Annotated in this window: 13 protein-coding genes; all 13 read left to right on the top strand. The window is 38.7% G+C overall.

The window, feature by feature from the left end:
• Nucleotides 1-64: 64 nt before the first annotated feature.
• Entirely contained in the window at nucleotides 65-1,393 is a 1,329-nt protein-coding gene (gene xylA, locus BUA89_RS17075) for a xylose isomerase (RefSeq protein WP_072961062.1), read from the top strand.
• A gap of 95 nt (nucleotides 1,394-1,488) precedes the next feature.
• A complete protein-coding gene (locus BUA89_RS17070) occupies nucleotides 1,489-4,356 on the top strand; it encodes a SusC/RagA family TonB-linked outer membrane protein (protein ID WP_072961060.1) in 2,868 nt (955 codons plus the stop codon).
• Nucleotides 4,357-4,367: 11 nt separating this feature from the next.
• Nucleotides 4,368-6,329 (top strand): RagB/SusD family nutrient uptake outer membrane protein, encoded by a 1,962-nt coding sequence (locus BUA89_RS17065; protein WP_072961057.1) that lies wholly within the window; start codon nucleotides 4,368-4,370, stop codon nucleotides 6,327-6,329.
• An 87-nt stretch (nucleotides 6,330-6,416) separates the two neighbouring features.
• Nucleotides 6,417-7,586, top strand: coding sequence for a mannonate dehydratase (gene uxuA, locus BUA89_RS17060; RefSeq protein WP_072961054.1), 1,170 nt, complete (start codon nucleotides 6,417-6,419; stop codon nucleotides 7,584-7,586).
• 126 nt (nucleotides 7,587-7,712) lie between these two features.
• Nucleotides 7,713-8,528: an SDR family oxidoreductase gene (locus BUA89_RS17055; protein WP_072961051.1), complete on the top strand. Its 816-nt coding sequence runs from the start codon at nucleotides 7,713-7,715 to the stop codon at nucleotides 8,526-8,528.
• A 103-nt stretch (nucleotides 8,529-8,631) separates the two neighbouring features.
• On the top strand, nucleotides 8,632-10,350 hold the full coding sequence (locus BUA89_RS17050) for a glycoside hydrolase family 43 protein (RefSeq protein WP_072961049.1): 1,719 nt from the start codon (nucleotides 8,632-8,634) through the stop codon (nucleotides 10,348-10,350).
• A gap of 215 nt (nucleotides 10,351-10,565) precedes the next feature.
• A complete protein-coding gene (locus tag BUA89_RS17045; protein ID WP_072961046.1) occupies nucleotides 10,566-12,179 on the top strand; it encodes a glycoside hydrolase family 43 protein in 1,614 nt (537 codons plus the stop codon).
• 337 nt (nucleotides 12,180-12,516) lie between these two features.
• Nucleotides 12,517-14,442, top strand: a complete 1,926-nt coding sequence (locus BUA89_RS17040; RefSeq protein WP_072961043.1) for an alpha/beta hydrolase-fold protein — start codon at nucleotides 12,517-12,519, stop codon at nucleotides 14,440-14,442.
• 363 nt (nucleotides 14,443-14,805) lie between these two features.
• Nucleotides 14,806-17,247: a glycoside hydrolase family 31 protein gene (locus tag BUA89_RS17035; RefSeq protein ID WP_083531710.1), complete on the top strand. Its 2,442-nt coding sequence runs from the start codon at nucleotides 14,806-14,808 to the stop codon at nucleotides 17,245-17,247.
• 12 nt (nucleotides 17,248-17,259) lie between these two features.
• Entirely contained in the window at nucleotides 17,260-19,821 is a 2,562-nt protein-coding gene (locus BUA89_RS17030; protein ID WP_072961040.1) for a glycosyl hydrolase 115 family protein, read from the top strand.
• An 11-nt stretch (nucleotides 19,822-19,832) separates the two neighbouring features.
• A complete protein-coding gene (locus BUA89_RS17025) occupies nucleotides 19,833-20,951 on the top strand; it encodes a glycoside hydrolase family 43 protein (RefSeq protein WP_072961037.1) in 1,119 nt (372 codons plus the stop codon).
• A gap of 17 nt (nucleotides 20,952-20,968) precedes the next feature.
• Nucleotides 20,969-22,342, top strand: coding sequence for a glycoside hydrolase family 43 protein (locus BUA89_RS17020; protein ID WP_083531709.1), 1,374 nt, complete (start codon nucleotides 20,969-20,971; stop codon nucleotides 22,340-22,342).
• Between the two features lie 17 nt (nucleotides 22,343-22,359).
• Complete coding sequence (locus BUA89_RS17015; protein WP_072961034.1) at nucleotides 22,360-24,384, top strand: NPCBM/NEW2 domain-containing protein; 2,025 nt, start codon at nucleotides 22,360-22,362, stop codon at nucleotides 24,382-24,384.
• Nucleotides 24,385-24,399: the final 15 nt, after the last annotated feature.

Here is a 24,399-nt window from a genome sequence, read left to right as displayed (position 1 = left end):
GATCAATGAGCAGGGATTTCTTACACTTAATTTAACATAAAGCTAAAAATTAAAACAATTATATATGAACACTTTAACAGGTACAAAAGAGTTTTTTACAGGTGTCGACAAAATTAAATTTGAAGGAAAGGAGAGTAAAAATCCACTGGCTTTCAGGTATTATGATGCAGAAAGAATCGTAATGGGAAAACCGATGAAAGACTGGACACGTTTTGCAATGGCTTGGTGGCACACACTATGCGCAAACGGAAGCGATCCATTTGGAGGTCCTACTATTCATCATCCTTGGGACATTGGAAATGATGCGGTAACAAGAGCGATGCATAAAATGGATGCAGGTTTTGAATTTATGTCTAAAATGGGCTTCAACTACTATTGCTTCCACGATATTGATTTGGTAGATCCTGCCAACAACTGGAAAGAATACGAAAAAAATCTTCAGGCTGTAGTAGAATATGCAAAACAAAAGCAACAGGAAACAGGAATTAAGCTTTTATGGGGAACAGCCAATGTTTTTACTCACGAAAGATATATGAATGGGGCTTCTACCAACCCGAATTTTGATGTGGTTGCTTGTGCAGGTACTCAGGTTAAAAACTCTATCGATGCTACAATTGCTTTAGGTGGTGAAAACTACGTATTCTGGGGTGGTAGAGAAGGTTATATGAGTCTTTTAAACACAGACATGAAACGTGAAAAAGATCATTTGGCACGTTTTCTTTCTATGTCGAGAGACTATGCTCGCCAGCAAGGCTTTAAAGGAACTTTCCTTATCGAGCCAAAACCGATGGAGCCTACAAAACACCAGTACGATTACGATTCTGAAACGGTGATCGGTTTCTTAAGACATTACGGATTAGATAAAGATTTTAAATTAAATATTGAAGTGAACCACGCAACATTGGCAGGTCATACTTTTGAGCATGAACTTCAGGTAGCGGTAGACGCAGGACTTTTAGGTAGTATCGACGCAAACAGGGGAGATTACCAGAACGGATGGGATACAGACCAGTTCCCGATAGATTATTATGACATGGTTCAGGCTTGGCTAGTGCTTCTTCCGGCAGGAGGTTTAGGAAACGGAGGGGTAAACTTTGATGCGAAGATCAGAAGAAACTCTATCGATCCGGAAGATTTGTTCATCTCTCACATTTCAGGAATGGATGTTTTTGCTAAAGGGCTTTTAGCCGCAGCAGATATTCTTGAAAATTCGGATTATAAAAAACTGAGAACAGACCGTTATGCATCTTTCGATGCAGGAAATGGAAAGGCTTTTGAAGCAGGAACGCTTACTTTGGAAGATCTTCAGAGAATAGCTCATGAAATCGGGGAACCACATCCAAAAAGCGGAAAGCAGGAATTGTTTGAAGCTATTGTGAACATGTATATCTAAACAAAAATAAAAAGGCTGCTAAACACTAAGGATTTTTCAGAATTATAATTATTAATAGCCTTTTTATTCAACCCTAATATTAAAACATAATAATTATGAACCGATCTTATTTAGCTAAAACTAATAAAGCTGCACTCTTTTTTGCGATGGCTTTGTTACCTTCAGGCTTAGCATATTCTCAGACTAAAAAAGATACTGTTACCAAAGAGAAAAAAATAGAAGAAGTTGTGGTTATCGGGTATGGTACGCAAAAAAAAGAAGCTGTTACCGGATCAGTTGCCTCATTAAGTGGTAATGCAATTAAAGAAGTTCCTTCAGCAAATATTACAGAAGCAATTCAAGGACGTCTTCCTGGGGTGGATATTGGTAGAACCTCTACCAAACCGGGAGCTGTACAACAGATACGAATCAGAGGTGAACGTTCTCTTACGGGCTCAAATGACCCTTTAATTGTATTAGATGGCATTCCGTTCGTCGGATCTCTGGCCGATATTAGTCCGTCGGATATTAAAACTTTAGATGTTCTAAAAGATGCCTCTGCAACTGCTATTTACGGCTCTCGTGGTGCAAATGGAGTAATCATTATAACTACCAATAGAGGAGGAAAAGGGCAGAGGGCAAGATTTTCATACAATGGATATACAGGCTTTCAGACTTTGTTTTCTAAATATCCAATAATGGATGGACCTAAACTTGCAAAATTGAGGGCTGATGCAAACCTTTTTACAAACGGCCCGGATGAATCGAACAATACAAATACAGATTGGCAAGATCAATATTACGGAGTTGGTCTTATGATGAATCATGATGTAGCAGTTACAGGAGGAACGGAAAAAGGAGGATACAATTTTGGAGTGGCTTATTTTCAACAAAATGGAGTGGTACCATTACAAAAATATAAAAGACTTTCTATTAGAGGAGCTTTGGATCAGGAAATTAATTCTTGGTTAAAGGTGGGATTTTCAACAAATTCTAACTTTTCTATTAGTGATTTTAATGGAATAAGTGGGGCTCCCGTTTTAGGATATTCACCATTGGTAAGTCCATACCTTGCAGACGGATCTCCAAGATTAAGAACAACATTTGCAAATGTTGATCAAACAGCTTTGCAAACAAGATCGATCATGGAAAACTTAGGTGATGCTTATGCAGACCGTACAAATGCTTTTAGCTCTTATAATAACTTATATGGGGAAGTCAAAATTCCAGGCGTTGAAGGTCTTAAGTATAGATTAAATGTAGGTTTAACTTACAGAAATTCTAACAGCGGCTATTATTTGGGAACCGGTGCATTAAATTATCAGCCAGCAACTTTGTCATCAGCCAGTATTGGTAACTCTTTGACAACGCAATGGGTAATAGAGAATTTAGTTACATACGATAGAACATTTGGAAAACATAAAATTAATGCAACGGCTTTATATTCTGCAGAGCAGACTAGATTTAATAGTTCATCAATAGCTGCAAGAGATGTTCCTATTGATGCATTTCAATATTTCAATTTAGGTCATGCACAGGGTGAAATAACTATAGATCCAAATAATCAGGGATACTGGAGAAGGGGGCTTATGTCATTCATGGGTAGAGCAATGTATCAATATGATAACCGTTATATGTTGACTGCAACAGTGAGATCGGATGGAGCCTCAGTATTGGCGAAAGGACATCAGTGGCATACTTATCCGGCAATCTCTGTAGGATGGAATGTAGCTAATGAAAGCTTCCTGCGAAATTCTAAATATATTAATATGTTGAAGTTAAGAGCAGGTTATGGTGAAACATCAAACCAAGCTGTTGCTCCATATACAACTTTTGGTAGTTTAAGTACTACGCCTTATAATTTTGGGAGCTCTAATGCAATAGGAAATTTTGTAAACAGGGCACCTAATTACTCACTTGGATGGGAGTTTTCTAAAACATGGAATTATGGCGTTGATTTTTCAATTCTCAATAGAAGGATAAGTGGTACAGTTGAATATTATGTTACTAATACAGAAAAATTATTATTAGATAAACAACTTCCGCAATCCAGTGGCTTACAGGTTGTATTACAAAATGTTGGAGCTTCTCAAAATAAAGGCTTGGAAGTTTCGCTGAATGGAATTATTTTTGATAATCGTGATGGTTTTAGTTGGGAAGTTGGTGGTAATTTAGCAGCAAACAGAAATAAAATTACTGCATTGGCATCTGGACAGGATAGAAATGTAAATAATTTATGGTTTGTTGGTTATAATATAAATGCTTTATATGATTATCAATATGTAGGATTATGGCAACAGGGAGATCCGTATTTAAGTATTCTTGAGCCGCAAACAGGTGCAGCCCCAGGGATGATTAAAGTCTTATATACAGGGGGCTATAACCCAGATGGTACACCAGTGAGAGCAATAAATGAATCAGATAGACAAATTATCAATACAAATCCTGATTTTACTGGTGGTTTTAACACGAGACTGGCTTATAAAAATATAGATTTAAGTATTGTTGGTGCTTTTCAGAAAGGAGGTGTTTTAATTAGTTCTATTTATGGTTCGGCAGGTTATCTTAATAGATTAACAGGTAGAGGCAACAATGTTGATGTAGATTACTGGACAGAGGAAAATCCTGATGTAAGATATCCTAAACCAGGTGGATTATTAAGTGGTGATAACCCTAAATACGCGTCTACACTCGCTCTTTTTGATGCTTCTTTTGTAAAAATCAGAACTATTACCTTAGGATATAACTTTAATAAAAGTGTATTGGATGACCTAGGAGTTAGTAGTCTTCGACTATATGTAACAGTACAGAATCCATTTGTATTTGGTTCACCTTACTACAGGCATTCTGGTATGGATCCCGAGCCAAACTCAAGAGGTAACGAAAATCAAGCTGTAAGCTCATATAAAGCAAACCAGCTTATCATAGGTACAAATAATCCTTCTACTAGAAATTATATGATGGGACTTAATCTAACCTTTTAAAATCAGAAATCATGATCAATCTAAATAAAAAATTAATTGCTGCTTTATTTCTAGCTTCAGTGACATTAACCACAACGGGATGTAATGAGATATTGGATGAACAGCCACGAGGAATTTATACTCCGGAAGATTTTACTACTGAAAGAGGGATATCACAAGGAGTGACATCTTTATATAGACAGCTGCGGCTGCTTTACGGAAATGGATATTGGTTAAATGCTAATATGACGGGGACCGATGAAGCTACCTGGGGACAGAGTGCGGATGGGAATTTTAAGGATCTTGATATGACAGGTGGTACTGGTAGTATTAATTCCAATACCTTTCCAACAAGCATGGTATGGGGTTCTGTATTTCCGTCAATTAATACTGCAAATGGAATTATACAGAACGGATCGGGAGCAGGTATAGCAGAATCACTAATTTCAGAGGCAAGATTTTTCCGCTCGTTCTATTATTTTTTATTAGTTCAGACTTATGGAGGTGTACCTCTAGACCTTGGATCTGGTGAACTTGCTTTTAATATTGATCCAAAAACAACTTCAGTAAGAAATACTGTTACCGAAGTGTATACTAAAGTTATCTTCCCGGATTTGGTAAAAGCGATTGATAATCTTCCTGTCAATCCTCGTGTAAAAGGAGGTGTGACTAAAAATGTGGCCAGGTTATATTTAGCAAAGGCATATTTAACATATGGATGGTGGCTTCAAAACCCCAACAGTATCCCTACTTATCCTGAAACATCCCGTACCGATCCGGATGGTCACAATCCACAATGGTACTTTCAGAAAGCCTATGATAATGCGATGGATGCTATCAACAATCCGGGGCAGTATGCTTTACAGCCAACCTATTATGATGTGAATAGAGGTGATAACGATCGTAATAGTGAATGTATGCTGTATGCGGATCATACAGAAACAAGCGCTTATTTTAACGAGGGAGTAATTCAGGCCAGTTACGGCGACGGATGGTCTCCAAATAATTTTGCTTCATGGATGTTGACTTGGAATTACACAAACCTTAAAAGTAGTACATCTCCGACTACATGGACTGCAGCAAGTTCAGTACAACGTGCTGCATTTCAATCTTTGGGAAGACCTTGGGTAAGAATGGCTCCAACTATTGAAGTAATTAAAAATACATTTGCCGATAAAACTAATGATTCAAGATATGATGGAACCTTTACTACTGTATATAGAGGAAACTGGCATAAAGATGGAACAGGATTAACAAATGTTACAACACTATACAATGCAAATAACCTTCCTATACAAGCAAATGATCCTGTGCTTACTTTTCTGAATGACGATTCTCAGCTTCCTAATTATCCTACCAATGCTGGACAGAGTGGTGTAGGGGCAGGTACGCTTCCTGGAAGAGCAGATTGGGTGATTGCTCCAAGTGGTATCAGTAGAATTGTTTATCCAGGAATTTGGAAAACAGGACCTTACAGAACTGATAATGGAAATGGTTTAGGTTATCCCAATCCTAGCCATACACGTCCTTTTTATGCTGCTAAATTCTCAGAATTGTATTTCATAGCAGCAGAAGCTGCCGTGAAAGGGGCATCAGGATCTATGTCGGCAAGAGATTTAATTAATGTAATACGTGCACGTGCTGGAAAATGGAAATTTAGTAATGCACAAAACACATCATATGTAGTTGATAACAGTGCTGCTATGATTGCAGCTACACCTTCCACGATAACAATTGATTACATTCTTGCAGAAAGGTCAAGAGAATATTTTGGAGAAGGATACAGATGGTATGATTTGGTAAGAACACAGACTTGGGCTCAAAAATCTGCATCTTATTCAATAGGAGGAGCAAACTATGGAAACCATGCACCACAAACGGTAACAAGATCAATTCAACCTTTCCATTATTTAAGACCAATTCCTCAGGGACAGCTTGACGCAATGGAAGTATCTGCAGATGTTAAAGCAAAATATCAGAATCCTGGTTATTAATTAATTTACTCTACATTCATATTAGCAACAAAGTAGGTGTTGAAAAGCACCTATTTTGTTTATTTAATTGAACAAAAAATAAAGATTATGGAAAAAACATGGCGTTGGTTTGGGAAGAACGATAAAATTAAATTACAGACACTTCGACAGATTGGTGTGGAAGGTATTGTTTCTGCGTTGCACGATATTCCGAACGGAGAAATCTGGAGCTTAGAGGCTATTAACGATTATAAAAATTATATAGAAAGTCACGGTCTTCGCTGGTCTGTTGTGGAGAGTCTTCCGGTAAGCGAAGCGATCAAATACGGAGGTGAAGACCGTGATTTTTTGATAGAAAATTATATTAAAAGTCTCGAAAACTTAGGAAAAGCAGGCGTAACTACGGTTTGTTATAATTTTATGCCGGTTTTAGATTGGGCAAGAACAGATCTTTTCCACGAATGGGAAGACGGTTCATCGTCATTATATTTTGATAAAGCAAGATTTGCTTATTTTGAAATTCATATTTTAAAAAGAGAGGGTGCAGAAAATGATTATACTCGTGAGATTCTCCAAAAAGTTGAAGAATTAAAAAATACACTCACAGAGAAAGATAACAATGATTTGATAGATTCAGTTATTGTAAAAACACAGGGATTCGTTAATGGAAATATCAAAGAGGGCGATTTAAATCCGGTAGAAAAATTCAATAATTTATTGGCTTTATATGATGGAATTGATAAAAATCAGCTACGGGAAAATCTAAAATATTTTCTTGAAAAAATAATGCCTGTCTGTGAAGAATGGAATATCCAGATGTGTGTTCATCCCGATGATCCACCTTTTGCTTTATTAGGTTTACCGAGAATTGTAACTAATGAGGAAGATATCGATTGGTTCCTGAATGCTGTGGATAATCCTCACAACGGATTGACATTTTGCGCAGGTTCTTTGAGTGCCAATCTTCAGAATGACGTTCCGAAGCTGGCTCAGAAATTTGCCCACAGAACAAAGTTTGTTCATTTGAGAAGCACCAATGTTTTTGAAAACGGAGATTTTATCGAAGCCCATCATTTAGGCGGAAGAGGAAAACTAATTGACGTTATCCGAGTTTTCGAAAAAGAAAATCCAGATTTACCAATGAGAATCGACCATGGAAGATTGTTGTCAGAAGATATTGATAAAGGCTACAACCCCGGTTATTCTTTCTTAGGAAGAATGCTGGCTTTAGGACAAATTGAAGGCGTTATGGCAGCTGTCAATTCTGAATCAAGATAAGGAGAATCCGAAGGATTCAATATCAGTAACCGTAGGTGTAACCTATGGAAAAAGAGCAGAACAATCCAACGAACCCGAAGGGTTCAATATTATCATTTATCAATCATCATTTATCAATCATTAAAAATGAACGAAATATTCAGCATAAAAGATAAAGTAGCAGTCATTACAGGTGCTTCCGGCGTTTTGGGAGGAAGCCTTGCCAAAAGCTTTATCGAAGCCGGAGCAAAAGTAGTGGCTTTGGGAAGAAATCAGGAAACGTTGGATTCCCGTATAAAGGAACTTACAGATTTAGGAGGGGATGCATTTGCTGTTGAAGCCAACGTAATGAACATCGAAAGCCTTGAGAATGCATCAAAGAAAATCATAGAAAAGTATGGTAAAATAGATATTTTGCTGAACATTGCCGGAGGAAACATCCCTTCAGCAACATTATCTCCTGAACAATCATTTTTCGATATGAACATCAGCGGATGGGATGAAGTAACCGATCTTAATATAAATGGAACCGTTTATCCAAGCTATGTTTTCGGAAGAGTAATGGCAGAACAAAAAAGTGGAAGTATCATCAATATTTCTTCAATGGCGGCTTATTCTGCAATTACGAGAGTGGCGGGATATTCGGCGGCGAAATCAGCAATTACCAATTTTACACAATGGCTGGCTTCCGATTTGGCTTTAAAATTCGGGGATAAAATTCGTGTAAACGCAGTGGCTCCCGGGTTTTTCATCGGAGATCAGAACCGTGCTATTTTACTGAATCCAGACGGTTCTTTAACAGATAGAAGCAAAAAAGTAATGGCCAAGACACCAATGCAAAGATTCGGAGAGGTGGAAGAACTCAATGGAACAGTACAGTTTCTCTGTTCGGATGCCGCAAGCTTCATTACCGGTGCTTTAATCCCTGTAGATGGCGGTTTCAGTGCTTTCAGCGGGGTGTAATTTGTAGTTATTTTCTTCATATAGTTAAGGCCTTAATTTATTATTTTAGGTTAAGGTCTTTTTCAATTTTTTATAAAAATCCTAATAATCTAAAAATATAATAATGAAACAGAGACTAATGCAATCGATTTTTTCAGCACATAAAAACGGCATTATTGCAGCAGCAGCTCTACTTTCTGTAAGCAATATTTCTGCCCAGACATTCACCGATTTTCAATATAAAGGAAACGACAAAATATACAACGACAATCCTTTAAAATCAGACGAATTCTATTCCCCGATTCTCCAGGGCTGTTATCCAGACCCAAGTATCACCAAAAAAGGAGAAGATTATTACTTGGTTAATTCTTCTTTCTCAATGTTTCCGGGGGTTCCGATTTTCACCTCTAAAGATTTAGTGAATTGGAAACAGGTAGGGCACGTTCTCGACAGACCTTCTCAGCTTAAAGTTGAAAAAGGTGGCGTTTCTCAGGGAATTTACGCGCCGGATATCAAGTACAACAAGTACAATGATACCTTTTATATGATTACCACCCAAATCGCGGGGGGAATCGGCAATATGGTCGTGAAAACCAAAGACCCGGCAAAAGGCTGGAGCGAAGTCCAAAAACTGAATTTCGACGGAATCGACCCTGCCATCTTCTTCGATGATGACGGAAAAGCTTACATCGTTCACAACGACGCTCCACCAAAAGGAACCGAGCAATATCAAGGTCACCGCGTCATCAAAATGTGGGATTATGATCTGGAAAAAGACCAGGTGGTTGCAGGTTCAGACAGAATTATCGTAAACGGTGGAGTCGATCTTTCCCAAAAACCGATTTGGATCGAAGGCCCGCATTTGTACAAGTATAAAGGAAAATATTACCTGATGTGTGCAGAAGGCGGAACCGGAGGAAACCACAGCGAGGTTATTTTTATGGCAGATTCTCCGAAAGGACCATTTGTTCCCGCTAAGAATAATCCAATCCTAACGCAAAGATATTTTCCTAAAGACAGAAAGGAAAAAGTGGACTGGGCAGGTCACGCCGATTTGGTGGAAGGTCCGAACGGACAATGGTACGGTGTATTTTTAGCGATTCGTCCCAACGAAAAAGGACGTGTAAATCACGGTAGAGAAACCTTCATTCTTCCGGTGGATTGGAGCGGAACTTATCCTGTGTTTCAAAATGGTTTGGTTCCGATGAAACCGAAATTGAAAATGCCACAAGGCGTTCAGAACCAAACCGGACAAAACGGATTCTTCCCGAACGGAAATTTCACGTATAATGATAAACTGACCGATAAAAACCTCGATTTCCGTTGGATTGCAATGCGCGGACCGCGTGAGAATTTCATTACGGCCACAAAAACTGGTGTAAAAGTGAATCCTATGGAAACGAATATCAAAGCGTTGGCTCCAATTTCATCTTTGTTCCACAGATTACAGCACGAAGACTTCGAAACTTCCGTAACCTTAGATTATAAACCAAAATCTGAAAAAGAATTGGCCGGAATTACTCTGTATCAAAGCGAAACATTCAATTACGTTTTTGGAATTACCAAAAAAGACAAAGATTTCTATATCGTTTTAGAAAGAACCGAAAAAGGAAGTTCGAAACTCATTGCCAGCGAGAAAATTTCATTGGGTAAGACGATCAGATTCCAGGCTGTTGGCGAGAAAGATAATATTAGTTTTAATTATTCTGTAGACGGGAAAAACTTTAAAAATTTGGGCGGTCCGGTTTCCGGCGATATTCTTTCCACAGATGTTGCAGGCGGTTTCACAGGAAGCTTAATCGGATTGTATAGCACTTCTTCTAATGATATTGTGCCGAATTAGCATTAAAACAATCGTACATAATATCAATAGGAACGGGCTTTAGCCCGTTTTCAAAGAAAAACAATCAATCGGCTTTAGCCAAAACTTAAGATAATATAGGCTTTGATACGATAAGCCAATTTGAAATAAACAGTTAGTATTAGCAATGTCACACTGAGCTTGTCGAAGTGTTTTTTAAGATTGATTAAAATCAACCAAACCAAAATATCAGAATCGTGAAAATTAATCAACCATTTTATATAGTTTCTTTTTTGGGATGTATCGGGCTGAATCTTCTTTCAGCCCAAGTAAATCCTGTAAAAAAACAGGAGACAACGGCATTCAGGAACCCGATTATCTGGGCGGATGCACCGGATTTATCAATCACCAGAAATGGCGACGATTTTTACCTGATAAGCACCACAATGCATCTTATGCCAGGTGCTCCGGTAATGCATTCCAAAGATTTGGTCCATTGGGAAATGTCGAGCTATGTTTTTGATACACTAAATGATAATTCAAAATACGATTTGATTGACGGAAGCGTTTACGGACGTGGACAATGGGCATCGTCCATCCGTTATCACAAAGGGAAATATTACGTTCTGTTTTCCCCGAATGATGAGCCTTTCAAATCCTATTTTTATGTTACCGACAATCCTGAAAAAGGCAATTGGAAGCTTATCACAAGAACCAGGCATTTTCACGATGCATCTCTGCTTTTTGATGATGACGACAGAGTGTATGTCTTCACTTCCAACAAAGTTTTTGAGCTTAGCCCGGATTTTAAAACCATTATCGGAAATCAGGATGGAACGGAAGTTTTTCAGAAAGATGCTTCGGAAACCGGACTTTTGGAAGGTAATCAAATCATTAAGAAAGACGGTAAATATTATATGATGATGATTTCCTGGCCGAGAGGCGGAAAACGCCGTCAGGAAGTGTACAGAGCTGATAAAGTAACCGGACCTTATGAGAAAAAAGTCATTCTTGAAGACAATTTTCTTGGATTTTCCTATGCCGGACAAGGTGCTTTGATTGACGATAAAAATGGAAATTGGTATTCACTGATTTTTCAGGATAGAAATGGTGTAGGCCGTGTTCCGATTTTGCTTCCTGTGAAATGGGAAAACGACTGGCCAATTTTGGGCGACAACGGAAAAGTCCCTTTGACAGGTGAAGTTCCATTAGCTCCATTTAAACCAAAAAATCATTTGGTAGAAAGTGATGAATTTTCTGACAAAAAGATGAAAATCCAGTGGCAGTGGAATCATAATCCTGTCAATTCTGCCTGGTCATTGTCAGACAAAAAAGGATTTTTAAGGTTAAAAACCAATAGAGTCGTGGATAATCTGTACCTCGCTCCCAATACATTAACGCAAAGAATGGAAGGCCCGAAATCCAGTGGTATTGTTGCTCTGGATGTCAAAGAGATGAAAGACGGTGATGTTACAGGATTTAGCGCATTCAATGGCGATTCCGGGATTCTGTCTGTGGTAATGGAAAATGGTAAAAAGTTTATTGTCTTTTCAACCAATGAAGTCAGTTTAGATAATAAAACTAAGGCGGTTACAGGTGTTAAAAAAGAAGAAAAAAAGAGAATACCATTAAACTCGGACAAAGTTTATTTTAAAATTGATGCCGATTTTAATCTCGGAAAAGATTTGGCCGATTTTTATTACAGCACCGACCAGAAAAACTGGACCGAAATGGCAAAAGATTACAAAATGATTTTCGATTACCGAAGATTTTTTATGGGTTCCAAATTTGCGATTTTCAATTATGCAACGAAAAATCTGGGAGGTTTTGTAGATGTTGATTTTTTCAGAGTGAATATAAGTTCGGAATAATTAGAGTTGAATAATTTGGGCAGCTTTATCCGCCTTCCGCTCTCAATCTTTTTTGCAGATGATTTCAGATTAAATAGAACTAGAGTACAGGCAAAAAAGGATTTCCGCTCAAGTCGGGCTGCGAGAGATTCACTGTCTAGAAAAAGTGAAAATTATTGCTTCGTAGAAGCAAACTGTTAGTAGCAAAACATTGTACCATCAAAATCAAAGCCTCGTAGAGGCGACCTGTTAATTACGGCAATGATAATTAACATTAAAAATGTAAAAAAGATAAAACCCTTGTCGGTCTTATTTTTTTGTCTAAATTAATAAGTGTGAAAATTACAAATAAAAATTTATGAAAAATTCCCTGATATTCACTGTCACTTTTCTATTGTATGGTCTGTGTGTTTCTGCGCAAAATACTGACAGACAGGCGCCGCAAGGTTTTGATGTGGAAAGAAAAGATATTCCGCACGGAAAAATTGATACCATTCAATATGCTTCAAAAACCGTCGGAACTACAAGAAAAGCTTTGGTTTACACACCGCCGGGATTCAAAAAAGGGGAAAAATATCCTGTTCTTTATCTTCTTCACGGCATTGGCGGAGATGAAAAAGAATGGTTTAACCAAGGAAAACCGAATGTTATTCTGGACAACCTCTACGCACAGGGAAAGCTGCAACCGATGATTGTTGTTTTGCCGAACGGTCGAGCGATGAAAGATGACAGAGCAGCAGGAAATATTATGGCTCCCGATAAAGTCGAAGCTTTCGCAACTTTTGAAAAAGATTTGCTGAATGACCTGATTCCGTTTGTAGAAAAAAAATATCCTGTCAAAAAAGACCGTGAAAACCGGGCTTTAGCCGGTTTGTCGATGGGAGGTGGACAAACACAGAATTTTGCTTTCGGCAACATCGATAAATTTGCGTGGCTGGGCGCATTTTCTTCAGCACCCAACACGAAAGAACCAACTCAGCTTTTACCCAATCCGCAAGATGCGTTGAAGCTGAAGCTCATTTTTATTTCCTGCGGCGATGCGGACGGATTGATGCCTTTCAGCAAAAGAACCAGCGATTATCTGAAAAAAAATAAAATCCCGCATATTTTTTACATCGAACCGGGCGGTCACGATTTCAAGGTTTGGAGAAATGATTTATACATCTTTTCACAATTGTTATTTAAGCCTGTTGATAAAACTAAATTTGATGGATTTACTGTTTTGGGAACGCCTGCAGCAACCAATATCAGGAATGCGCAGTATCCTCAAATCCTTCCCGATGGAAGAGTAATGTTCAAGGTAAAAGCTCCGGAAGCGCAAAAAGTTCAAATCGATTTAGGAAAAAAATATGACCTCAAAAAAGACGCAGATGGCTTTTGGACGGGCACAACCGAGCCTCAAAGCGGAAGTTTCCATTATTATTCTTTGCTGATTGATGGTGTTGCAGTTGCAGACCCGTCCAGCGAAACATTCTACGGAATGGGAAGATACGCCAGCGGAATCGATATTCCCTTTGATGGCGATGATTTTTATGCTTTGAAAGATGTTCCGCACGGCGATATCCGCATCAAAAATTTCTATTCCAAAGTAACCAATTCTTGGAGAAGAGTTTTCATTTACACACCGCCAGGTTACGACCAAAATGCTTCCGAATCATTTCCAGCTTTATACATTCTCCACGGTGGTGGCGAAGATGAAAGCGGTTGGGCGAATCAGGGTAAAACCAATTTGATTTTGGATAATCTGATTGCGGAAGGTAAAGCTAAAAAGATGGTCATCATTATGCCGGATGCCAATATTGGTCAGGGCGGACTCCGAAATTTTGGCGAGCGCAATCTCCAGATGTTTGAAAGAGAACTGAAAGAATCCATCATCCCATTTGCCGAATCCAATTACAGAATTAAAAAAGGTAAAGAAAGCCGTGCATTGGCCGGACTTTCAATGGGCGGGATTTATACATTGTATGCCGGGATTCAGAATTCTGATATGTTCTCAAGTCTGGGTGTTTTCAGTTCAGGATATATGTTGCCGATGCTTCAGGACGTTGCCGATAAACAGTATAAATTTTTAAATGAAAATAAATCTGCCTTTTCATCCAATGTCAAAAATTTCTGGATTTCAATGGGTGGAAAAGAAGATATCGCTTACGAAAATGGTCAGAAAATGCTGAAAGAACTGGATAAAATCGGAATTAAATATTCGTACAGAGATTATCCTGGCGGTCACAGCTGGCCGGTTTGGAGAGACAGTTTGCATCAGTTTGCGCAGGAGCTTTTTAAATAAACATTAAATATAAAAATAGAGATTTGTCTTATTTGCTTAATAAAAATAAACTTGTTTGTTCTTGTAAAAGCATTAAGTATTCTTAGAATGATTTGCTAAAATTCTTGTCTGATAAAAATAGAATATAATAAAACAGGTCGCTCTTACAGAGCTTTTAATTCTGAAAATATTGTTTTCTATTAACGGTTCGCTCCAAAGGAGCTGTATTTAGTCCCAGCGGGACTTTCTGATAGTAGAAAAAACAAAGTAAAAAAAACAAAGCTCCGGAGGAGCGACCTGTTGATTTATACTATTAATATTTATAAAGAAAATTGATAAATCAGGCTTAATTTCTTAATGTTCTAATCCAAAATCAATCCACCAATGAATTTCAACAGAATAAAAATCAAAGCACTTATTATCACGGTCGTTATTGTATCGGGAAATATCACGGCTCAATCGTATCAGAAAACAGATTCGGGATTGAAGTTTTCTGTGGATAAAATGAATGTTGAAGTGAAATTGTATGGTGAAAATACGATTAGGATTATTAAATATCCCTCCGGAAAATCATTTGTTAAAAATAGTTTATCGGTCATTAAACAGCAACAGAAAACCAAATTTTCAGTTTCAGAAAGTAATCATATTATTTCATTAAAAACAAACGATTTAAATATTTTCATTGATGCTAAAAGTGGCACGATTACTTACAATTCACCTTCAGGAAAAGAACTATTAAAAGAAACCGGAAGCGATTTCAAACCTTTTAATGATGCAGGAAACCCGACTTATTCGGTGACACAGTCTTTTCAGCTGGAAAAAGACGAACCCATCTACGGCTTAGGAATTTTACAGAACGGGAAAATGTCACAGCGAAATACAGATGTAAAAATGATTCAGAATAACACTTGGGATTTTGTGCCGTTTTTTCAGTCTGTAAAAGGTTATGGCGTTTTCTGGGATAACTATTCTCCGACTCAATTTACCGATAAACCTGACAAAACATCATTCTCATCGGAAGTTGGGGAAGGTGTGGATTATTATTTTATCTACGGAAAAAATGCGGATGGTGTAGTTGCCGGAATACGAAATCTGACAGGAAAAGTCCCGATGATTCCTTTATGGACTTATGGTTTCTGGCAGAGCAAGGAACGCTATAAAAGTCAAGAAGAATTGGTGGATGTCGTTAAAAAATATCGTGATTTGAAAGTTCCTTTGGACGGAATTATTCAGGATTGGCAATATTGGGGAAATAATTACCAGTGGAATGCGATGGATTTTATCAGCCCTGATTTTCCTGATGCCAAAAAAATGATACAGGATATTCACGATATGAATGCACATCTTTCGGTTTCCATCTGGTCGTCTTTCGGACCGATGACAAATCCATACCGTGAAATGGATAAAAAAGGAATGTTGTTCGATTTCAAAACCTGGCCGGAATCTGGCAGAGAAGTGTGGCCGCCTGATATGAACTATCCTTCCGGAGTCCGTGTTTACGATGCTTATAATCCCGAAGCCCGAAATATTTACTGGAAATATTTAAACAAAGGTGTTTTCAGTCTTGGTGTAGATTCTTGGTGGATGGATTCTACGGAACCCGACCATCTCAGCCAAAAACCGGAAGATTTAGATACCCAAACATACCTCGGTTCATTCCGAAAAGTGAGAAATGCATACCCACTGATGACGGTTGGTGGCGTTTACGACCATCAGCGTGAAAATACGAGTAATAAAAGAGTTTTTATTTTAACACGGTCGGCTTTTGCAGGACAGCAAAGATATGCAGCTAATGCGTGGTCGGGCGATGTCAACTCTTCCTGGGAATCTTTGCGCAATCAGGTTCCGGCAGGTTTAAATTTCAGCCTCACAGGAAATCCGAATTTTAATTCTGATATCGGAGGTTTCTTTGCCGGTGTTTATAAAAGAAACGAAGGCGCCAACAATCCGATGTTTCAGGAATTGTACGTTCGCTGGTTGCAATACGGAACTTTCACGCCAATGATGCGTTCCCACGGAACCGATGTTCCCAGGGAAATTTATCAATTCGGGAAAAAAGGTGATGTGGTCTATGATGCGATAGAGAAATTTATCAATCTTCGTTACAGTATGTTGCCATACATTTATTCGACCTCGTGGGATGTTTCTAAAAATAATTCGAGTTTTTTGAGGGCACTTTCGATGGATTTTTCATCAGACCAAAAAACCTGGAATATCAACAATGAATATCTTTTTGGTAAATCATTTCTGGTTGCGCCTGTTCTAAATGCTCAATATACTCCTGAAAAAATAGTAAAAACCGATGAAAATCAAGGTTGGGATAAAAAAAATGAAACAAAGGAAAATTCTCTTTCCAATATAGATTTTACACAAAATAAAACCGTTAAAGTTTACCTTCCCGCAGGTTTAGACTGGTTTGATTTCTGGACGAATGAAAAACACAGAGGCGGTCAGGAAATCGAAAAATCTGTTAACCTTCAAAGCATTCCGTTGTATGTGAAAGCGGGAAGTATTATTCCTTTTGGTCCTGATGTACAATACGCAACCGAGAAAAAATGGGATAATCTCACGGTAAAAATTTATCCGGGAACGGATGCAGATTTTGTTTTATACGAAGATGAATTTGATAATTACAATTACGAAAAAGGAAATTACACAGAAATCCCTTTTCATTGGAATGAAAAATCAAAAACCTTAACGATAGATTCCCGAAAAGGAAATTTTAAAGGAATGATTGATAAACGGACTTTCAATGTAATGCTTCCTGATGGTCAAAAGAAATCGGTGAGTTATTCAGGAAAGAAAGTGAATGTAGATTTCAAATGATAAAACTTATTAATGAAAAACCGTCAGATAAATAACCAACTATTCATCCTGTTTCTGTTTTTTGCAGCAAGAACTTTTGCGCAGCAAACCTCAGGAATTACAGAAAATATCATTTCAGATGATAAAGGATTCCCTATTGTTTCAAAAGAAGGAAAGGTTGCTGATTTATTTTATGACCCATCAGAAAATGTTGCCGTCATTCGTGCTGCAAAAGATTTACAGAACGATATTCAGAAAGTAACAGGAAAACTACCGAATCTATTCACCACAGAAACTTCCGGCGACTTTGAAATCATCATCGGAACAGTCGGAACCAGCAAGCAGATTGATAAATTGATTTCCTCAAAAAAAATCAATGCCAAAGATTTGAAAGGAAAGTGGGAAAGTTTTGTCATTACAACCGTAGATAATTCAAAATCAAATTCAAAAAAACAGCTCATCATCGCAGGAAGTGACAGACGGGGAACGATTTACGGAATTTACGAAATCTCAAAACAGCTTGGTGTTTCACCGTGGCATTGGTGGAATGATGTTCCCGTTCAAAAACGTTCTTCAGCATACGTCATTCCGGGATATTTCGCTTCGGGCGAACCAAAAGTGAAATACCGTGGAATTTTCATCAATGATGAAGAACCCGCTTTCGGAAACTGGGCAAGAACGAAATTCGGAGGTATCAACAGTAAAATGTATGCGAATATGTTTGAGCTTTTGCTGCGTCTCAGAGCCAATTATCTTTGGCCGGCAATGTGGGGAAAAGCCTTTAACGAAGACGATCCGCTCAATCCAAAAGTCGCCGATGAATACGGAATTGGAATGGGAACTTCACACCACGAACCGATGATGCGCGCTCAAAAAGAATGGGGCAATCACCGCAAAGAATATGGAAACGGAGAATGGAATTATCACACCAATAAAGAAGCACTTCTGAAATTCTGGGAAGACGGATTTCGTCGTAATAAGAATTATGATAATCTCGTAACAATGGGAATGCGTGGTGACGGGGACGAACCGATGAGCGATTTGGGAAGTGCTGAAGCCAACTTCAAACAGTTGGAGCAGATAATGGCCGACCAAAGAAAAGTTATTGAAAAGGTAACAGGAAAACCTGCAAAAAAGACACCTCAGCTTTGGGCTTTGTACAGTGAAGTTTTGGAATATTATGACCAGGGAATGAAAGTTCCGGACGATGTTATTATTTTGCTTTGTGATGATAATTGGGGAAATGTGCGACGACTTCCTGAATTGAATTCCAAAAAACATCCCGGTGGTTACGGGATGTACTACCACGTCGATTTACACGGTGCGCCAAGAGCCTATCAATGGCTGAATATGACGCAGATTCCGCATATGTGGGAACAGTTGCAGTTGACGTACAGTTATGGCGTTGATAAAATCTGGATTCTGAACGTCGGAGACTTAAAACCGAACGAATATCCAATGGATTTCTTCCTGAATATGGCGTGGAATCCCACTTCTTTTACGCAGGACAATCTTGAAAATTATTCAGTGAAATTTGCTGAAGAACATTTTGGGAAGACCAACGCAAAGGAAACTGCAGAAATCATTAATCTTTACTGTAAATACAATTCAAGAGTTTCGGCAGAAATGCTGAATGATAAAACCTACAATCTTCAAAGCGGTGAATTTTTGCAGGTGAGAGATGCATATTTGGCTTTGGAAACAAGGGCTTTGAGACAATTTTTAAATTTAGATGAAGCTTATAAAGATGCTTATAAACAACTCGTTTTGCATCCCGTTCGTGCTATGGCGAATCTTTACGATATGTATTATGCCGTTGCAAAGAATCACAAACTGGCAGCAGAAAAAGATTTAAAAGCCAATGAGTGGGCAGATTATGTCGATGAATGTTTTGCCAGAGATGCAGAATATACCAAAGATTACAACCTCAATATTTCTGGTGGGAAATGGAACCATATGATGGACCAGACCCACATTGGATATAAATCCTGGGATGAACCGAAAGAAGGAAATATAAAACCAGCCGTCTACAGAATTACAAAAGAAGAAGCAAAAACAGGAGGTTATATTTTTGAAGAAAAAAATGGTGTAGTTGCAATGGAAGCCGAACATTTTTTTGAGACTAAAGCTTCAGCAAATATAAAATGGACGGTCATTCCTGATTTGGGAAGAACACTTTCCGGGATTGCATTGATGCCTTACACCGAAAAAACGGCTGGTTCAGCGATAACCTATCAATTTAATCTTAAAAATAAACCTTCCGAGGTAAAAATTCATTTCATTTTTGATTCCACGCTTCCGTTTAAAAAAGGCGGACACAGCATAAAAGCTTATCTCGATAAAAATAATTCAAAAATCATCGGTCTCAATCAGGATTTGACTTGGGCAAATAATTACACCAAAATGTATCCTGCCGCAGCAGCAAGAATCGTGGAAAAAGTTGAAACATTTGTTGTTCCGTCAAATCAAAACGGCAATTTTACTTTGATGATAGAACCTCTTGACCCAGGAATTGTACTGCACAAAATCATCATAGACAACGGTGGTTATGAAGAAACGTATTTGAAAATGGATGAAAGTCCTTATAAAAGATAAATATTCGAAATATGAAGAATTTTAAAGATATTCTGTTATTATTTTTATTCATTTTTACTTCAAATCTGAATTTTGCTCAGGGTGAAATATCAAAAATTTCAGCAAAGAAGGAATTCCGATATACCAACCCGATTACCAGAGATTCTGCCATTTCTATGCGCGACCATTTCATCATTAAAATCGATGATTTGTGGTATTGTGTGGGAACTTCCAATCCTGTTTGGGAAGGCAAAAATCCGGGAGTCCGAATGTTGGTTTCAAAGGATTTGGTGAATTGGAAAAAGCATTCCTTTATCATTGACGCTAAAAAACTTCCAAAAGATTGTCCTTATGACGGTCGTTTTTGGGCTCCCGAAATTCATTTCATCAAAGGGAAATATTATCTGATTGTAAACAGTGGAAAGGTAACCAAAGAAGACCCGAAGGGAATGGCGACACACAGCGTTTGGTTATTTTCAGCCGATAAAGTGACAGGTCCATATAAACTGCTGAATGGTCCGCTCACCCCACAATATAACAACGATGCCACTTTGTTTGAGGATGAGGACGGACAGGTTTATCTCTATTGCAGCGGAAATGGATTATTTCAGGCTAAAATTGATTTAAAAACCGGAAAGTTAACCACGCCTATTCAAAAATTTCTGGATAAAAAACAACCAGGCTGGCCGGAATGGATGGTTGGCGGAATCGAAGGACCTTTCGTGACTAAAAAAGAAGGAACCTATTTTATGTTTTTTTCCACGTGGACAAGAGGCTATGAAGTGGGTTTGCTGAAATCAAAATCACCTTTAGGACCTTGGGAACTCGCTTCTCCGGAACCGATTTTCGGAACCCGTAAAAAAGGCTACAGACAACAGATGGCAAAAGATGGAGGTTACGAAAATTTGCAGTTTACCGATACGGAAGACCCATATCAGGAAACGGGACACAACGCATTATTCATCGGTCCGGACGGAAATCTCTGGAATTCCTGCCATTATTTTATGTATGAAAAACGACCATATCCGTACAGTCAGACTTTCGAGCCTTGGGAAATGGGTCCGCAAATGGGAATCGAGCCGGTGCATTACAAAGACGGAATGTTTTACATCAATGGACCTACTTGGACAGAGCAGGTTATTAAATATTAATCGAAAAAATAGTTAATATGATAAAGAAATATATATTGAATTTTGGGTTGTTATTCTTAGGAATATCAATGAATGCTCAAAATCCGATTATCCAAACCAAGTACACTGCAGACCCTGCACCAATGGTTTATAAGGATACGGTTTATCTTTACACAAGCCACGATGAAGACGATGCCTTCGGATTCAAAATGAAAGACTGGTTACTATACACTTCCACAGATATGGTCAATTGGACAGACCACGGCGTAGTGGCTTCGCTCAAGGATTTTAAATGGGTAAATACCGACAACGGTGCCTGGGCGCCACAGGTTGTAGAAAGAAAAGGGAAATTCTATATGTATTGTCCAATGCCCAACAATATGGGGATTGGAGTCTTGGTGGCGGACAGTCCGTATGGTCCTTTCACCGATCCTATCGGCAAGCCTTTGATTAAAAATTCTCTGGATGACATCGATCCCACAGTTTTAATTGACGACGACGGGCAGGCTTACATCTACTGGGGAAATCCGAATCTTTGGTATGCTAAACTCAACGAAGATATGATATCTCTTGCTGGCCCAATTACCAAAGACCCTTCGTTTGCGAAGGTCAAAGACCAGCCAGATCCTTTCAAATATCAGGAGGGACCTTGGGCGTGGAAAAGAAATGGAATCTACTATATGGCTTATGCTTCTAAATGTTGTCCGGAAGGGATTGGTTATGCGATGGCAAAATCGCCTACAGGTCCTTGGAATTATGGAGGTGTAATAATGGATGGCGACCAGAGATCCAGCGGTAATCATCCCGGTATCATAGATTTCAAAGGCAAATCTTATGTTTTTGGATTCAATCATATGCTTAGAATGCAGACGATGAGCAAGCATTACGAACGCCGGTCTGTTAGTGTCACAGAAATTACCTACAATGCAGATGGAACCATTCAGAAGCTTCCTTTCTGGACTAAGGATGGTGCAAAAAGAGTGGGCACTCTGAACCCTTATAAAAAAGTTGAAGCAGAAACGATGGCTTACAGCGAAGGTCTGAAAACAGAAATGGTCACAGAATGGGAACGCAATCAACCCTATAACAGAGGTAAAAAAATCACAGACCGTGTCATTGTTATCTCTATTAACAATGGTGATTATATTAAAATCCAGGGGGTAGATTTTTCCAAAGGCGTAAAATCTTTGGACGTGAATGTTGCATCTCTTTACGGAGGAAAAATAGAAGTACGTTCAGATGCTCTTAATGGACCATTGCTGGGAGTTGTTAACGTTACAGGAAAAGGTGAGGGCGACTTATATAAAACCATTAATACACCTCTGAAAAGTATAAAAGGAATCCATGATTTATATTTTGTTTTTAAGGGGGAAAAAGACCTTTTCTATTTTGATTGGTGGAAATTTAATTAAATCCAAATTTTTAAATAATGTTGAAGACTAAAATACTTTTAATTGCTGTAACATTTTTGCTGTTGGGAAATATCTCCAAGGCGCAGTCAACCGTCTGGTTAGACCAGTTGGATTTAAGCGTGGCAACACAGGGACACGGAAAACCAGGCATCAATACTTCGGTGGACGGAAAACCTATAACCATTGCCGGCGAAGTTTTCAAAAGAGGTTTTGGTACGCACGCTGAAAGTTCTTTGTTGATTAAATTAAACGGCAAAGTAAAAAGCTTTTCAGCTTTGGTAGGATTGGATGATGAAATGAAAGGTCGAAATCCCGCTGCCGAATTTGAAATTTATGGCGATAACAAAAAGCTTTGGTCAAGCGGAATAATGAAATTAGGCGATAAAGCAAAGCCTGTTTCCATTTCGCTGGAAGGTGTAAAACAATTAGAATTAGTCGTAACAGACGGCGGAAACGGACCGTATTATGACCACGCCGATTGGGCAGATGCCAAATTTGAAACAGCAGACGGTACAAAACTGATAACATTTAACCCGATTTCATCAGTGCCTTATATTTTGACGCCAAAACCTGCGGCAACGCCAAAAATTAACTCAGCAGGCGTTTATGGCGTTCGTCCTGGCTCACCTTTTTTGTTCAGGGTTGCGGCAACGGGTGACAGGCCAATGACTTTTACGGCAAAAAATCTTCCGAAAGGTTTAACCATAAATTCCGAAACCGGAATTATCACAGGAAAAATAGATTCAAAAGGAAGTTATGAAGTTCTTTTATCCGCTAAAAATGCAAAAGGGTCAGCCTCAAAAAAATTAAAAATCGAAAGCGGTGACAAAATAGCTTTGACACCAACAATGGGATGGAACAGCTGGAACTGTTTCGGACACGAAGTTTCTGCCGACAAAGTAAAACGAGCTGCCGATGCTTTGGTTAAAACAGGATTGGTAAACCACGGCTGGAATTATATCAATATCGATGATTCGTGGCAATTTAACAGAGACGGAAAAGACCCTTCTTTCAAAGGGAAAATGCGTGATGAAAATGGTTATATTCTGACCAATTCAAAATTTCCGGATATGAAGGAATTAACCGATTACTTTCATTCAAAAGGTCTTAAAGCAGGAATCTATTCCTCTCCCGGACCTTGGACTTGCGGCGGTTGCGCAGGAAGCTACGGCTACGAAAAACAAGATGCCGAAAGCTACGCTAAATGGGGAATCGATTACCTGAAATACGATTGGTGCAGCTACGGAGGCGTGATTGACGGTTTGCCCGATAATGACCCAAACAAAGTTTCTTCCCTCAATTTTCAGGGTGGAGGAGATTTGGATAAAGGCGTAAAGCCATTTAAATTAATGGGAGATTTATTAAAAAATCAGCCTCGTGATATTGTGTATAATCTTTGTCAATATGGGATGGGCGATGTCTGGAAATGGGGAAATGATGCGGATGCACAATCCTGGCGAACGACCAATGACATCACCGATACCTGGGCGAGTGTTAAAAATATTGCTTTGGCTCAGGATAAAGCCGCACCCTACGCAAAACCAGGCAACTGGAACGACCCGGATATGCTGGTGGTAGGCGTCGTAGGTTGGGGAAATCCGCACCAGAGCCGGTTGAAACCGGACGAACAATATTTACATATCAGTCTTTGGAGCATATTTTCAGCACCATTACTGATTGGTTGCGACCTTGAGAAACTGGACGACTTTACTTTAAATCTTTTAACGAATGATGAGGTCATTGCTGTAAATCAGGATGCTCTGGGAAAACAGGGCGTTTGTCTGCAGACCATTGGCGAATTGAAAATTTATGTAAAAGACCTTGAAGATGGCGGAAAAGCGGTGGCTTTTGCCAATTTCGGAAGGGAAAAAGTGAATATGTCTTATAAAGATTTCAAACAGCTCGGGATTTCCGGTCGTCAAACCGTAAGAGATATCTGGAGACAGAAAGATATTGCAAAAATCAATACAACGAATCAGGCATTATCACTGGATATTCCGGCGCACGGGGTGGCTTATTATAAGCTAAGTCCGGGCAAATAAAACAAGATTAATTCA

It is taken from the genome of Chryseobacterium arachidis, from assembly GCF_900129245.1.
In the GTDB taxonomy this organism is placed as follows: Bacteria; Bacteroidota; Bacteroidia; order Flavobacteriales; family Weeksellaceae; genus Chryseobacterium; species Chryseobacterium arachidis.
The sequence above is the reverse complement of the archived record's forward strand: the minus strand, read 5'-3'. Positions and strand labels throughout refer to the sequence as shown.